Below are 13,670 nucleotides of genomic sequence, written 5' to 3' on the forward strand. Positions count from 1 at the left end.
CGATGCCGATCTACGAGGCGGTCATGCTGGCGCTGGGCACGATCCGCGCGCAGAAGCTCAAGAGCTTCTTCTCACTGATCGGCGCGTTCATCGGCGTGATGTTCCTGATCGCGGTCGTCTCGATCGTGAAGGGCATGGACAAGTACGTGCAGGAGGACTTCGCCGCCAAGATCTTCGGCATCAACACCTTCACGGTGAACCGGCGGCCCGGGGTGCAGTTCGGGAACCCGGGCGACGCGACCCGGCGCGCCTGGCGGCGTCGGCCGCAGCTGTACGAGGACGACTTCCACGCCATCCGCGCCGCTCTGCCGTCGGACTACCTGGTGGCCATCGAGAGCTCGAACCAGGCCGAGGGGGTCGTCGGCACCAAGCACTCCGCCTACATCCAGGTCTCCGGGGTGTCCGAGGACCTGTTCAAGATCCGCGACTACCGCATCGCCGACGGGCGGATCTTCACGCCCGAGGAGATCAACCACTCGGCCAACGTGGTGGTGATCGGCACGGACGTCGCCGACAGCTTCTTCACGGGGGAGGACCCGGTCGGCAGGACCATCCGCATCGCGGGCTTCCCCTACACCGTCATCGGGGTGGTGGAAAAGCAGGGGAACGTCTTCGGGTTCTCGCTCGATCGCTTCGCCATCGCGCCGTACACGTCCGAGATCAAGAAGGTGGTCAACCCGCACAAGGTGGTGGACGGCATCATCGTGAAGGCGCAGAGCGACGCGATGATGAAGGCCGCGATGGACAGGGTCGAGGGCCTGATGCGCAGCCGTCACCACCTGCGGCCCCAGGAGGACGACGACTTCCACCTCGACACCCAGGAAGACGTGCTCAGCTTCTGGGCCAAGATCTCCAAGGTGCTGTACACCGCGCTGCCGCTCCTGGTGGGCGTGTCGCTGGTGGTGGGCGGCATCGTGATCATGAACATCATGCTGATGGCGGTCGCGGAGCGCACCCGGGAGATCGGGGTCCGCAAGTCGCTCGGCGCGCGGCGCCGCGACATTCTGGCCCAGTTCCTGGTCGAGGCGGCGACCCTCTCGACCACCGGCGCCGCCCTCGGCATCCTCGCCGGCCTCGGCCTGGCGCGGCTGGTCAAGGCCGTCTCACCGCTGCCGATGGGCGTCTCGCCCCTGTCCATCGTGCTCGGCATCGCCCTCGGCATCGGCGTCGGGGTGATCGCGGGCGTGTATCCCGCGAGCCGGGCCGCCAAACTCGACCCCGTCGCGGCACTGAGGTTCGAATGACGTCTTCGCGGACCACCTCGGTCGTCACGACGCTGCTCGAGGGCATCGGGATCGCGCTCGACTCGCTCCGGGCCAGCAAGACCCGCGCGGCCCTGACCATCGTCGGCATCGCGATCGGCGTGATGGTGGTGATGGGGATGTCCGCCGCCGTGAAGGGCATCAACACCAGCTTCGAGAGCGCGATCGCTCAGCTGGGCCCCAAGACCTTCTTCGTGTTCCGCTACTTCCAGGGCGGCATCCAGATGGGCGGCGACCGCAACGCGCCCTGGCGGCACTACCCGCCGATCAGCCAGGACGAGGCCAAGCTCATCGCCCGGTTGCCGACCGTCAAGGCCGTGATCATGTCGGAGGGCCGCCAGGCGACCGTCCAGGCGGGCAGCGAGAGCGAGGACAACGTCCAGATCCAGGGCGACGGCGCGAGCTGGCCGCGGGTGTCGGGCGGCGACCTCACGGCCGGGCGCTCCTACACGGACATCGAGGACGCGGCGGGCGACAAGGTCGTGGTCGTCAACACCAAGCTCGCGGTGCGCTTCTTCGCCCAGCTCGACCCGACCGGCCACACCCTCAAGATCTACGGCCAGGAGTTCAAGATCATCGGCGTGTACGAGCCACCGCCCAACCTGTTCGGCGGCGGCAACGACTACATCGTGATCATGCCCTGGGTCACCTTCCACCGCTACATGAACGTCAACTGGGGATGGGCGAACCTGGCGGTCATGCCCACGGACGAGGCCACCGTGCAGGACGCGATGGACGACGTCACGTCGGCGCTGCGGCGGGAGCGCGGCCTGCGGCCGGGCTACGAGAACACGTTCTCCGTGGTCACGCAGGACAAGTTCCTCGACATCTGGGGCAAGCTCACCGGTGTCTTCTTCGTGGTGATGATCGCCCTCTCGGGCGTGGGCCTGATGGTGGGCGGGGTGGGCGTGGTGGCGGTGATGATGATCAGCGTCACCGAGCGCACGCGGGAGATCGGCGTGCGCAAGGCGCTCGGCGCCACCCAGGGCGAGATCCTGTGGCAGTTCCTGGTGGAAGCCGCGACGCTGACGCTGATCGGCGGCGCGGTCGGGATGCTGCTGGGCGGCGGCCTGGCGTACGCGGTCGCGCATTTCTCGCCGATCCCGGCCCGGGTACCGCCGCTGTCCATCGTGGCGGCGCTTGGCGCCTCGGTCATCACCGGCATCGTGTTCGGCATCGTGCCGGCCCAGCGAGCGGCGAGGATGGATCCGGTGGAGGCGCTGCGGTACGAATGAAGCGTGAGCAGTGAGCGGTGAGGGGTGAGAGGTTCAGGTGAGAAGTAAGAGGCAGGGACGTGAGAGGTGAGAGGACGGAGGCGTGAGGGAGATCCTCTCACGCCTTCGCTCGTCTCACGCCTTTCCACTTCTCACTTCTCACGTTAACGTCTCACCACTCACCCCTCACCTCTCACCGGACCGCGTATGCACCTCGATGTCCTCGCGATAGCGGCTCACCCGGACGACGCCGAGCTCACCTGCGGCGGCACGCTCGCCAAGGCAGTCCGGCAGGGGCATCGCGCCGGCATCCTCGACCTCGTGGCCGGCGAGAGCGGCACCAGCGGCTCGGCGGCCGTGCGGCTCGGGGAGGCCGCGCGGGCCGCCAGGGCGCTCGGCCTCCACGCCCGCGAGAACGCCGGCCTCGCGGACGCGCACCTCCACAACACCGACCAGGCGCGGCGGGTCGTGGTCGAGTGGATCCGGCGCTTCCGCCCGCGGACCGTCATCCTCCCCTTCCCCGTCGGCCGGCACCCGGACCACCGGATCGCCTCCGAGCTCGCCCGCGACGCCTGCTACCTCGCCGGCCTCGCGCGCTACGACGCAGCCGGGCGCGCCTGGCGGCCGCGCAAGATCCTCTACGCCCTCGCCTACCGCGAGGACCCCGTGAAACCCACGTTCGTGGTGGACATCTCGAGCACGTTCGCGGCGAAGATGCGCGCCATCCACTGCTACAAGTCGCAGTTCGACGGCACCGGCTCGGCCGGGGAGATCTTCCCGACGGGCCAGCCACTCTACGAGCTGATCGAGACTCAGTCGGCGCACTACGGCTCCCTCATCCGGACCCGCTATGGCGAGCCGTTCTTCACCCAGGAAACGGTCCGGGTGGACGACGTGGTGGAGTTGGGAGTGCGGTCGATGTGAACGGTGAAGCGTGAGAGGTGAGAGGGTGAGAGGTGAGAGGCTGAGGTGAGAGGTGGGCAGTGAGGGACTCGCTGTCAGCCCCGCGATCTACCGCCTGCCGTAGCCTGTAGCAGGCCCCGAAGCAGCGCGCGCACGTGCTGCGTGCGCCGGAGAAGGTCCGCCGCCAGCTGCCCCGGCACACCGCCGGTCCGTTCCGCCAGCCACAAATGGCTCTCCAGCTCCGCCGCCGAGCCCCGCGCCACCCTGAGGAACCGGGCACCGTCTTTGCCGAACCCCCGGCCGTACGCCTCGGCGATATTGGCGGGTATCGACTCGGCAGCCCGCGCGATCTGGTCCGCTGCAGCCGGCGTGCCGAAGCCGCTCATCCGCCGTGCGGCGTCGATCGCTCCCTGCGCCAGCTGAGCAGACTCCCGCCAGACGACCAGGTCCCCGAGATCGCCAGCCATGCCGGAAATCTGTGCGCGCAGTCCCAAGACCCGGGATCGATTTCGCGCCCTGATGACCCTTCTCACGCCTGTGCCTCTCACTTCTCACGTTCCCGCCTCTCACTTCTCACGCCTTCGCCTCTCACTTCTCACGCCTTCGCTTCTCACCTCTCCTCGCCTCTCACCTCTCACGCCCTCGCCTCTCACCTCTCGCCTCTCACTTCCCCCCCTCACTTCTCACCTCTCACCTCTCACCTTAGCTTTTCGTACATGCCCCATCGCCTTTACCTCGACCACGCCGCGACGACGCCCGTCCGCGCGGAAGTGCGCGAGGCCATGCTCCCGTACCTGGGCGAGGACGCCTTCGGCAACCCCTCCTCGGCGCACGCCGTCGGGCGCGCCGCCCGGGCGGGCGTGGAGCGCGCGAGGGAGCAGGTCGCCGCCGCGCTGGGCGCCGAGTCCAAGCAGGTGTTCTTCACCTCGGGCGGCACGGAAGCCGACAACCTGGCGATCCTCGGCGCCGTGCAGGCGGCGATCGCGAAGACCGGCGCGGGGCTCGCCCGTCGCGACGACGGCGTCGTGCACCTCGTCACGAGCCCGACCGAGCACCACGCCGTGACCGCCGCGGTCCACGAGGCGGAGCGCCGGGGCGCCTTCGCCACGTTCCTCCCGGTGGACTTGAACGGCACGGTGGACCTCGCCGCCCTCGACCAGGCACTCGCGGGTCGGGGGCCGGCCGGTCGCCCGGCCCTGGTCTCGGTGATGTGGGTGAACAACGAGGTGGGCACGATTCAGCCGGTGCCCGGGATCGCGCAGCGCTGTGCCGCCGCCGGCGTGGCCTACCACATCGACGCGGTGCAGGCGCTCGGCAAGATCCCGGTGAACCTGGCCGCGCTGCCGTGGACGGCCGTGTCGGTGTCGGCCCACAAGATCGGGGGCCCCAAGGGCGTCGGCGCGCTCGTCGTGCGGGACCCCTCGCGCTTCACCCCCATCCTGCGCGGCGGCTCGCAGCAGCAGGGACTGCGCCCCGGCACCGAGAACGTCCCCGGCATCGTCGGCTTCGGGCTGGCCGCCCAGCTGGCCGCCCGGGAACAGGCCGGCAGCGCCGCGGCGTGGACCGCGATGCGCGATGGACTCGAGCGGGCGATCCTCGAGCGCGTGCCCGACGCCGTCGTGCATGCCTCCGGCGCCGCCCGGGCGCCGAACATCCTCAACGTGAGCGCGCCGGGCACCGACTCGGAATCGGTGCTGATGCACCTCGACCTGGCCGGGATCGCGGCCGCCTCCGGCTCGGCGTGCACGACGGGCTCGGTCGAGCCGTCCCACGTGCTGCTGGCGATGGGCGTGCCGCCCGTCCTGGCCGCGGCAGGCGTGCGGTTCAGCTTCGGGCCGCTGTCGTCCGCGGACCAGGTCCCGCACGTCGCCGAGACCTACGCCAAGGTCGTCGCCAAGGTCCGCGAGCTGCGCAGGGTGCTGGCCCGGGCATGACCCACACCCTGCACCCTGACACCCTTCACCCGGCGGCGCTCGTCCCGATGCTCCGGCTCACGACCCCGTGACCAGGGTCCTGGTCGCCATGTCCGGCGGCGTGGATTCGTCCGTCGCCGCCGCGCTGCTCGTCGAGCAGGGCCTCGACGTCATCGGCGCCACGATGAAGCTGTTCTGCTACGGCGATCAGGCGGTGCCCGACCGGCCCTGCTGCTCGCTGGACTCCATCGAGGACGCGCGCGCCGTGGCCCACCGCCTCGGCATCCCGCACTACCTCCTCAACCTCGAGGACCGGTTCGGGCGCGACGTGATCGCGGACTTCGTGAGCGAGTACGCCCGCGGCCGCACACCCATTCCGTGCGTGCGCTGCAACTCGTTCACCAAGTTCTCCGACCTCGTGGCCCACGCCGAGGCGCTCGGCTGCGAGGCGATCGCGACCGGCCACTACGCGCGGGCCGAGGACGGGGTCCTGCGGCGGGGCCGGGACCGGGCCAAGGACCAGTCGTACTTCCTCTGGGGCATCCGCGCGGAGGTCGTCCCCCGGATGCTCACCCCGGTCGGCCAGCTGACCAAGCGCGAAACCCGGGAAGCCGCCCGTCGCCACGGCCTGGCCACGGCCGAGAAGGCGGAGAGCCAGGAGATCTGCTTCGTCCCCGACGGTGACTACGTGGCCGTCCTCGAGAGCCGGCTGCCGCGGAATGCGCCGGCCCTCCAGCCGGGGCCGATCGTCACCGCGGACGGGCGACAGCTCGGCGAGCACGCCGGCTTCGCGCGGTACACGGTCGGGCAGCGGCGCGGTCTGCCGTCGGGATCCGGGCAGCCCCTCTACGTGACCGCCATCCGCCCCGAGACGCGCGAGGTCGTGGTGGGCCCGGCGGAGGCCCTCGCCTGCCGGTCGATCGCCCTGGAGGCCGTCAACTGGCTTTCGGAGCCGCTGGGCGTCGGGGCGCGGTGCGAGGTCCAGGTGCGCCACCGGTCCACGGCCGTGGCGGCCGCCGTGACGTCCAGCGGCCCCGGAACGCTCGAGCTGGCGCTGCAGGAGCCGGTGCGCGCGGCCGCACCGGGCCAGAGTGGAGTGCTCTACGACGGGGACCGGGTGCTGGGAGGCGGCGTCATCCGCTGACCCCGGCGGGGCGGCCGGTCGCCCCCGTCGGGCAGAGCCTCGACAGCGCGCCGGTCGCGCTGCAACATATCCCCATGGAACTGATCCTCATCCGTCACGCGAAGGCGGAGAGCCGCGACCCCAACAGCTGGCCCGACGACGACGCGCGGCCGTTGACGGCCGAAGGGCGTGCCGAACAGCGAGCCACCACCCGCACCATGAAGAAGATGGGGATCAAGTTCGATTTCCTGGTGACGAGTCCCCTCCTGCGTGCCCGCGAGACTGCCGAAATCGTCGCGAAGGGATACCGCTGGCCGGAGGCGCCGCAGGTCGCCGACGAGCTCGGACACGGCTACGCGCCGGCCGCGGTCGTCAAGCTCCTGGCCAAGTTCCCGCCCGCGGCGTCGGTGGCCCTGGTCGGTCACGAGCCCGACTTCTCGAACCTCACCGCGGCGCTGGTGACCAGGGACGGACACCTCAACATCGCCGTCAAAAAGAGCGGCGTCGTGGGCATCGAGTTCGACGGACCGGCCGACGAGGGCAAGGGAACGCTGCTCTACCACCTGAAGCCGGGACATCTGCGGAAACTGGCCGGTTGATAGCCCGTTGCGGGTGTCGGTAGTTGGTGGGTCGCAGGTGGTGGAGGGCTGGTCCACGACCTGGCACCCACGACCTGCCAACGGATCTCGTCACGCCATGGGAGCGAGCATGCCGGCGAAGCGGAAGCGCACGGCGGGAGTGCCCGCCATCCGGCTCACGGTGGACATTGCCGCCCCCCCGGCGCGCGTGTTCAAGGCGCTCACCGATTCCAGGCACATCAAAGCCTGGTCGGGCGCTCCGGGCCGGGTGGCCCGTCGGGCCGGCGGGCCTTTCCGGATGTGGGACGGCTGGAATACCGGCACGGTGCTGTCGCGACGCGCGCCCACCGCGCTGGCCTACACCTGGCGCAAGGACGACTGGGCGCCCGGGACGAAGGACTCGGTGGTGCGCTGGACCCTGAAGGCCACCGCGAAGGGCACGCGGCTCGTGATGGTGCACTCGAAGCTTCCGAGCATGTTCGAATACCGCGACCACAAGAGCGGATGGCCGAGGTACTTCTTGAAGCCGATGGGGAGATACCTGGAGAAGCGGTGGTAGGTCGTGGGTTGTGGGTGTGGGTTGTAGACGAACAAAGGCGCCCGCGGAACCGGGCGCCTTTGTCGTACCTACCACCCGCCACCTAGTCCTTGCTTACTACAACCATCCCGCTCATCGTCCCGTGCTGCGGTCCGCAGTCGAAGGTGCAGTACCACTCGCGGCCGCCCACCCAGTCGGCCACGAACGTCGCTTCGGCCGGCATCCCGGGGTAGGACGTGACATCGAGGTCCTTGCCCTCGACCCGGAACCCGTGCGCGCTGTCCATGGCTTTCAGGGTGACGTGGATGGTGTCGCCGTAGCTGGCCCTGATCTCGGTGGGCGTGAAGTGGCCGAAGTGCCCCTCGATCACCACGTCCACGCGCCTGGGGGCGCCGCGGGACGTCGAGGCCGAGACGGCGGCCGTGGCGGCCAGCGCGGCGAAGCCGGTCAACAGAACGCGTGCTGCGAGCATCGTATGCGACTCGTATCTTGAGGGAAGTATTCGTATTATAAGCGGCGGTGGCGCGGCGCGGTAGTTCCGGCATCCTTCGTGCTACAAAACGGCCGGGCGCCGGGTATATTCCGCCACGGCAGTCCACCTCATTCTCACTGTGGAGAGCACAACCATGCCGAAGAAAGCAGCCAAGCCTGCGGCGAAGAAGGCCGCCAAGAAGGGCAGCCCGATGGCCGCGAACGAGGGCTACTGCGTGAAGTGCAAGGCGAAGCGCGTGATGGCGAACGTCAAGGAAGTGAAGATGGCCAATGGCCGGCCCGCGTTGAAGGGCACCTGCCCCGTGTGCGGCACCGGCATGTTCAAGATCCTTCCCCCGTCCTGAGGCACGATGAGCCGGTCCGCGCAGTACCTCACCGAGGTCGTCAAGTACAGCGCCAACAACTACAAGCCGCTGCCCGTGGTCCTCGAGCGCGGCGAGGGCGCATGGGTGTGGGACGTTGACGGCAAGAAGTACCTCGACTGCCTGAGCGCCTATTCCGCCGTGAACCAGGGTCACTGCCACCCCGCCATCGTGAAGGCGGCGCAGGAGCAGGCGGCGCGCCTGACGCTCACGTCGCGGGCGTTCCACAACGACCAGATGGGACCGTTCCTGCACCAGCTGTGCGAGCTGGCCGGGTTCGCCCGGGCCCTGCCGATGAACTCCGGCGCCGAGGCCGTCGAGACGGCCATCAAGGCCATCCGGAAGTGGGGCTACAAGGTCAAGAAGATCCCCGACGGCAAGGCGGAGATCATCGTCTCGGCCGGCAACTTCCACGGCCGGACCACGACGGTCATCTCCTTCTCGACCGAGGAGCAGTACAAGGACGGCTTCGGGCCGTTCACGCCCGGCTTCAAGATCATCCCCTTCGGCGACGCCGCCGCACTCGAGCGGGCCATCACGCCGAACACCTGCGCGTTCCTGACCGAGCCGCTGCAGGGCGAGGCGGGCGTGATCGTCGCGCCGGACGGCTGGCTGAAGAAAGTCCGCGAGATCACGAAACAGCACAACGTGCTGTGGGTGGACGACGAGATCCAGACGGGCCTCGGCCGCACCGGCCGGATGTTCGCCTGGCAGTGGGAGAACGCGCGGCCCGACGCCCTGATCGTGGGCAAGGCGCTGGCGGGCGGGATGTACCCCGTCTCGGCCTTCCTCGCCGACGACAACGTGATGAGCGTGTTCACGCCTGGCGACCACGGCTCGACCTTCGGCGGCAATCCGTTCGGCGCCGGCATCGGTCGCGCCGCCCTCCGGGTGCTCGTCGAGGAGAAGCTCGCCGAGCGGGCGCAGGAGCTGGGCACCTGGTTCATGAGCGAGCTGAAGAAGATCGACTCGTCGAGCGTGGTGGAGGTGCGCGGCAAGGGTCTGCTGATCGGCGTCGAGATCAGGGTCGAGGCCGGCACGGCTCGCCCGTTCTGCGAGGCCCTGGCGGAGCGCGGGATCCTGTGCAAGGAGACGCACGATCAGGTGGTGCGGTTCGCACCGCCGCTGACGGTCAGCAAGGCCGACCTGCAGTGGGCGCTGCCGAAGATCGCCGAGGTGCTGGCGATGAGCTTCGCGCCGGCGATGGCGGTGGCGCACTAGCCGTCCCAGGCTCTGCCGAGTTCACGGGCGCGGGGAGTTCTCTCTCCGCGCCCGTTTCGCGTCAACCGGTCGAGCTCGGGGCGGTGTGGAGCGAGTCACCGCCTTCCACCGGCCTCAGCGCCGGCCGCTTCGGGATGAGCCCGCAGCGGCCCTGCCCAGGCTGAGCTCAAGTGACCTTCCGGCCCCTTTGCGGGTCTCATTACCGAACCAGTGCCGGAGCATCCCCATGCGCCGCCTTCTCAGTGTGCTTCTCGCCGCCGCCGCGGCCGTCGCCTGCACCGGACCACTGGACCCGGGCCAGGGCCTGAGCGGCGTGTGGGTGCTCGACACCTCTACGGCCGGCGTGCCGCCCCGCGAGATGACCCTCGTGCAGACGGGGACGCGGATCACCGGCACCGGCACGGCCATGGGTGTGGACGTGCCCATCCCGGTGGGTGTCACCGGCACGTACATCGCGGCGAACCCGGCCGGCCCCGCGTCCGTGACGCTCGCGTTCGCCTTCGAGAACGGCGGCGGGATCACCGGGGCGTTCACCGGGACCCTGAGCGCGGCCAACCAACTCGAGGGCAGGGCCGTCTACTCCGGCATCATCTCGAACGGCACGATCACCGGCCAACTGACATTCACCCGGCCCCCGGGGACAGCCTGGCCACCGGTCTCGAGGGTACGGTGACCCGCGGCCCGATCACACCGGTGTGCTTCGTCGGCGTGCCATGCGACGCGCCGTTCGCCGCAGGCTTCACCGTCCGGCAGGGACCGATTCCCGTGGCGGTCGCGCACTTCACGAGCGACGCCGCGGGCCACTACCGGGTCCTGCTCGTCCCGGGGAGCTACACGGTGGTCCCCGACTCCGGGGCGCCAGTCTTCCCCGGCCAGGGGAGGCAGGTGACGGTGGACCCGGTGGGGATGACGCACGCGGACCTCGCGTTCGATACGGGGATACGATGAGACCGTGAGCGGTGGGGGGGAGAGGTGAGACGTGCAAGTGAGCCTCTCACCCCTCACCTCTCACTTCTCACGCTTCTCGGTATATTCAGTTATGCTCCCAACCAATTCTGCCCCCGCCCGCCCCTCCGCCGCGGGCCGGCTGGGCGACTTCACGGCCGACCGGCGGCTGCTCACCCTGACCGCGTATGCCCTGCTGATCGGCGTGCTGAGCGCCTTCGTGGCGTACGCGCTCGCCTGGCTCATCGGTGCGATCACCAACCTGGTGTACTACCACCGGCTCTCGTCGGCCCTCGTCTCACCGGCTGCGAACCACCTGGGGTGGTGGGCGCTCCTGGTGCCCGTGGCGGGCGGGCTGGTGGTCGGAGCGATGGCCCGGTTCGGCTCGGAGAAGATCCGGGGACACGGCATCCCCGAGGCGATGGAGGCCATCCTGATCGGCGAGAGCCGGATGGAGCCGCGGGTCGCCGTGCTGAAGCCGGTGTCGAGCGCGATCTCGATCGGCACCGGCGGCCCGTTCGGCGCCGAGGGGCCCATCATCATGACGGGAGGGGCGTTCGGCTCCCTGTTCGCGCAGGCGCTCCACCTCACGGCGGCGGAGCGCAAGACGCTGCTGGTGGCCGGTGCCTCGGGTGGGATGGCCGCCATCTTCGACACGCCGGTGGCGGCCGTCATGATCGCCGTCGAGCTGCTCCTGTTCGAGTGGAAGCCCCGCAGCTTCATACCGGTGGCGGCGGCCGCGGCCGTGGCTGCGGCCCTCCGGCCGGCGCTGCTGGGGCCGGGTCCCCTCTTCCCCGTCGTGCCGCACCTGGCGCCCGGTTGGGCCGTGCTCGGCTGGAGCCTCGCGGCCGGCCTCGCGGCCGGCCTCGCGTCGGCCGGGCTCACCGGCCTCGTGTACGGCTTCGAGGACCTCTTCGGCCGGCTGAAGCTCCACTTCATGTGGTGGCCGGCCATCGGCGGCCTCGCCATCGGACTCGGGGGCCTGCTGTACCCGCGCGCGCTGGGCGTGGGCTACGACACCATTGGCGACCTGCTCGCCGGGCGCCTGGTGGGCACGTTCCTTCTCGGCCTGCTGGTGACCAAGGCGCTCATCTGGTCCATCGCCCTCGGCTCGGGGACCTCCGGCGGGGTGCTGGCGCCGCTCCTGATCATGGGCGGCGCGCTCGGCGCGCTGGGGGCCCACTGGCTCCACGCCCCCGACGCCGGCCTGTGGGCGATGGTCACGATGGCCGCGATGATGGGGGGCACGATGCGCTCGCCCTTCACGGCGCTCGTCTTCGTCCTCGAGCTGACGCGCGACGCGACGGTGCTCCCCGCCCTGCTGGTCGCGTGCGTCGCCGCCGACGCCGTGACCGTGCTGCTGATGAAGCGCTCGATCCTCACGGAGAAGGTGGCGCGCCACGGACACCACGTGGCGCGGGAGTACAGCGTGAGCCCGCTCCAGCGGCTGCTGGTGGGCGAGGTCATGGACCGGAGCGCCCCGGCGCTCGCGGCCGGCAGCACGGTGGCCGACCTCTCGGCGCGGCTCGCCGCGGGCGATCCGGTGCTGGTGCGCCATCACGCCTGGCTGCTGGTGGACCCGTCGGGCGCTCTGGTGGGCATCCTCACGCGCGGCGACCTGCTGCGGGCCCTGCAGACGCGGGGCGGCGAGGGCCGGCCGGTCGTGGAGTTCGGGACCCGGGACGTCGAGGTCACCTATCCCGACGAGCTGCTCCAGACGGCGGTGGAGAAGATGGCGGGGCGCCGCGTGGGCCGGCTGCCGGTCGTGAGCCGGGCCGAGCCCGGGCGGATCGAGGGGTACCTGGGCCGCACCGGGCTCATCGAGGCCTGGGGGCGGCGCCTCCACGAGGAGGAGGTGCGCGAGACCGGCGTGGTGGCGACCAGCTTCAGGCTGTGGCGCCGCCGGGTGCGGAAGGCCCTGCCCTCTATTGCCCGAACCGCGTCTTGAAGGTCTGGCCGTAGGGCGTCGGCGTTCCGTCGTAGCTCGAGATCAGGTCGAGCGCCGTGCCCCATACGTCCCACTCCCAGGCGAGGTAGCTGCCCTGCCGCGCGTCCATCCAGTCCATGAGCGCGGTGACGAAGCTGCTCCCGTAGTCGTCCTCGCCCAGCTCGCCGAGCACCAGCGGCACCTGGACGGCGACCGGTGCCGCGGTGCTGTCCCAGCATGCGAGCGTCGTGCACCAGCTGAAGTTGTAGATGTGCCAGGACGCGGCCAGGTTGTTCAACGGGTCGGCGGGCCGGTTGGCGAGCCAGTGCGTGAGGCTCGAGGCGTACTGGACGCCGCCCAGGAGGACGACGTTGGTGGCCCCGCTGGAGCGGACGGCGTCCACCAGCTCCTGCATGCCCGCCGCCTGGTAGCTCATCCCGCGGCAGGTGCCGCCGTCGCGCCAGCAGCGCCAGGCCTCCGGCGTGTCGGCATTGTTGTCGGGATAGGGCTCGTTGAACAGGTCGAACAGCACGCGGTTGTTGCCCTTGAAGGCGGCCCCCACCTCGCGCCAGAACTCGGGGCTGTGATCGCGATCCGGCATCGGGGCCTGCCCCAGTGCCCTGGCGGTGTCGGCGGCGCTCCAGTGCAGATCGAGGACGACGTACAGGCCGGCGCGGTTGAGCCGGCCCACCAGGTCGGTGATGGCCTGGCGGTAGGCCGTGCCGCCGTACGCCGCCGGCACGCCGTTGATGCCCAGCCAGCAGTCCTCGTTGAGCGGCACGCGCACGACGTCCGCATGCCACGACGCGATCGCCTGGACCGCGGTCGAATCGACCGGCCCGTCGAAGATGCCCCAGCCCTGCGCGCACGCGTATTCCGCGCCGGACCGGTTCACCCCGCGCAGGCGCACGGGCCGGCCTGCCGAATCCACCAGGGCGTTGCCCTGGACGTGCAGGGTCGCCCCGGCCGGCGGCGGCGAGCCGGCGCCGGTGCTGGAGCGATCGCTGCACGCCGCCAGGGCGGCGGCCATCAGGAAGACGCGTGGAATCCACATGCGAGCCATCCTCTCGGGCAACATACCCGTACCCATCGGCGACCCGCCACGGCTTCACCGTGCCCGCCGCACGGCGGCCAGGTGCGCCGCCGGGAGCGGCGGGGCCCACGCAGTGAAGACCGCAGCGGGCGGGCTTCC

At 70.4% G+C, this 13,670-nt stretch carries 15 protein-coding genes; 12 read left to right on the forward strand and 3 right to left on the reverse strand.

All coding sequences use genetic code 11. The features are described from left to right. The first annotated feature begins 2 nt into the window (after positions 1-2). The 3 genes from VMF70_02005 (at position 3) to bshB1 (ending at position 3,400) form a co-directional block, all read left to right on the forward strand. Complete coding sequence (locus VMF70_02005; GenBank protein HTT66780.1) at positions 3-1,244, forward strand: ABC transporter permease; 1,242 nt, start codon at positions 3-5, stop codon at positions 1,242-1,244. After that, positions 1,241-2,497, forward strand: a complete 1,257-nt coding sequence (locus VMF70_02010) for an ABC transporter permease (protein HTT66781.1) — start codon at positions 1,241-1,243, stop codon at positions 2,495-2,497. The genes VMF70_02005 and VMF70_02010 overlap by 4 nt, the downstream gene beginning before the upstream one ends. 186 nt (positions 2,498-2,683) lie before the next feature. Further along, positions 2,684-3,400: a bacillithiol biosynthesis deacetylase BshB1 gene (gene bshB1, locus VMF70_02015; protein ID HTT66782.1), complete on the forward strand. Its 717-nt coding sequence runs from the start codon at positions 2,684-2,686 to the stop codon at positions 3,398-3,400. A 74-nt stretch (positions 3,401-3,474) separates the two neighbouring features. On the opposite strand, the gene VMF70_02020 is transcribed toward bshB1, so the two are convergent. Beyond that, positions 3,475-3,846 carry a four helix bundle protein gene (locus VMF70_02020; GenBank protein ID HTT66783.1) on the reverse strand — a complete coding sequence of 124 codons (372 nt, stop codon included), beginning with the start codon at positions 3,844-3,846 and terminating at the stop codon, positions 3,475-3,477. 249 nt (positions 3,847-4,095) lie between these two features. On the opposite strand from VMF70_02020, the gene VMF70_02025 reads away from it, so the two are divergent. The 4 genes from VMF70_02025 (at position 4,096) to VMF70_02040 (ending at position 7,552) form a co-directional block, all read left to right on the forward strand. Further along, positions 4,096-5,313, forward strand: coding sequence for a cysteine desulfurase family protein (locus VMF70_02025; GenBank protein HTT66784.1), 1,218 nt, complete (start codon positions 4,096-4,098; stop codon positions 5,311-5,313). Between the two features lie 67 nt (positions 5,314-5,380). Then, positions 5,381-6,436, forward strand: coding sequence for a tRNA 2-thiouridine(34) synthase MnmA (gene mnmA, locus VMF70_02030; GenBank protein HTT66785.1), 1,056 nt, complete (start codon positions 5,381-5,383; stop codon positions 6,434-6,436). A gap of 74 nt (positions 6,437-6,510) precedes the next feature. After that, on the forward strand, positions 6,511-7,014 hold the full coding sequence (gene sixA, locus VMF70_02035; GenBank protein ID HTT66786.1) for a phosphohistidine phosphatase SixA: 504 nt from the start codon (positions 6,511-6,513) through the stop codon (positions 7,012-7,014). 109 nt (positions 7,015-7,123) lie between these two features. Then, the gene (locus VMF70_02040) at positions 7,124-7,552 is read left to right on the forward strand and encodes an SRPBCC domain-containing protein (protein ID HTT66787.1); all 429 of its coding nucleotides are present in this window, start codon (positions 7,124-7,126) and stop codon (positions 7,550-7,552) included. Between the two features lie 82 nt (positions 7,553-7,634). On the opposite strand, the gene VMF70_02045 is transcribed toward VMF70_02040, so the two are convergent. Further along, a complete protein-coding gene (locus tag VMF70_02045; protein HTT66788.1) occupies positions 7,635-8,003 on the reverse strand; it encodes a hypothetical protein in 369 nt (122 codons plus the stop codon). A gap of 154 nt (positions 8,004-8,157) precedes the next feature. Here VMF70_02045 and VMF70_02050 point away from each other — a divergent pair, with 154 nt between their 5' ends. From VMF70_02050 to VMF70_02070, 5 genes are all read left to right on the forward strand, one after another. Beyond that, entirely contained in the window at positions 8,158-8,367 is a 210-nt protein-coding gene (locus VMF70_02050; GenBank protein ID HTT66789.1) for a DUF5679 domain-containing protein, read from the forward strand. Between the two features lie 6 nt (positions 8,368-8,373). Further along, positions 8,374-9,606: an ornithine--oxo-acid transaminase gene (rocD, locus tag VMF70_02055; GenBank protein ID HTT66790.1), complete on the forward strand. Its 1,233-nt coding sequence runs from the start codon at positions 8,374-8,376 to the stop codon at positions 9,604-9,606. Between the two features lie 226 nt (positions 9,607-9,832). Further along, positions 9,833-10,279 carry a hypothetical protein gene (locus tag VMF70_02060; GenBank protein HTT66791.1) on the forward strand — a complete coding sequence of 149 codons (447 nt, stop codon included), beginning with the start codon at positions 9,833-9,835 and terminating at the stop codon, positions 10,277-10,279. Continuing rightward, complete coding sequence (locus VMF70_02065; GenBank protein ID HTT66792.1) at positions 10,276-10,554, forward strand: hypothetical protein; 279 nt, start codon at positions 10,276-10,278, stop codon at positions 10,552-10,554. Before VMF70_02060 ends, VMF70_02065 begins: the two co-directional genes overlap by 4 nt. Positions 10,555-10,645: 91 nt before the next feature. Further along, the gene (locus VMF70_02070; protein ID HTT66793.1) at positions 10,646-12,499 is read left to right on the forward strand and encodes a chloride channel protein; all 1,854 of its coding nucleotides are present in this window, start codon (positions 10,646-10,648) and stop codon (positions 12,497-12,499) included. Here the strand turns inward: VMF70_02070 and VMF70_02075 are convergent. Next, positions 12,477-13,532 (reverse strand): cellulase family glycosylhydrolase, encoded by a 1,056-nt coding sequence (locus tag VMF70_02075; protein HTT66794.1) that lies wholly within the window; start codon positions 13,530-13,532, stop codon positions 12,477-12,479. The two genes, VMF70_02070 and VMF70_02075, sit on opposite strands and share 23 nt — an antisense overlap. Positions 13,533-13,670 lie beyond the last annotated feature (138 nt).

The sequence above is a fragment of the Gemmatimonadales bacterium genome, from assembly GCA_035502185.1.
In the GTDB taxonomy this organism is placed as follows: domain Bacteria; phylum Gemmatimonadota; class Gemmatimonadetes; order Gemmatimonadales; family JACORV01; genus Fen-1245.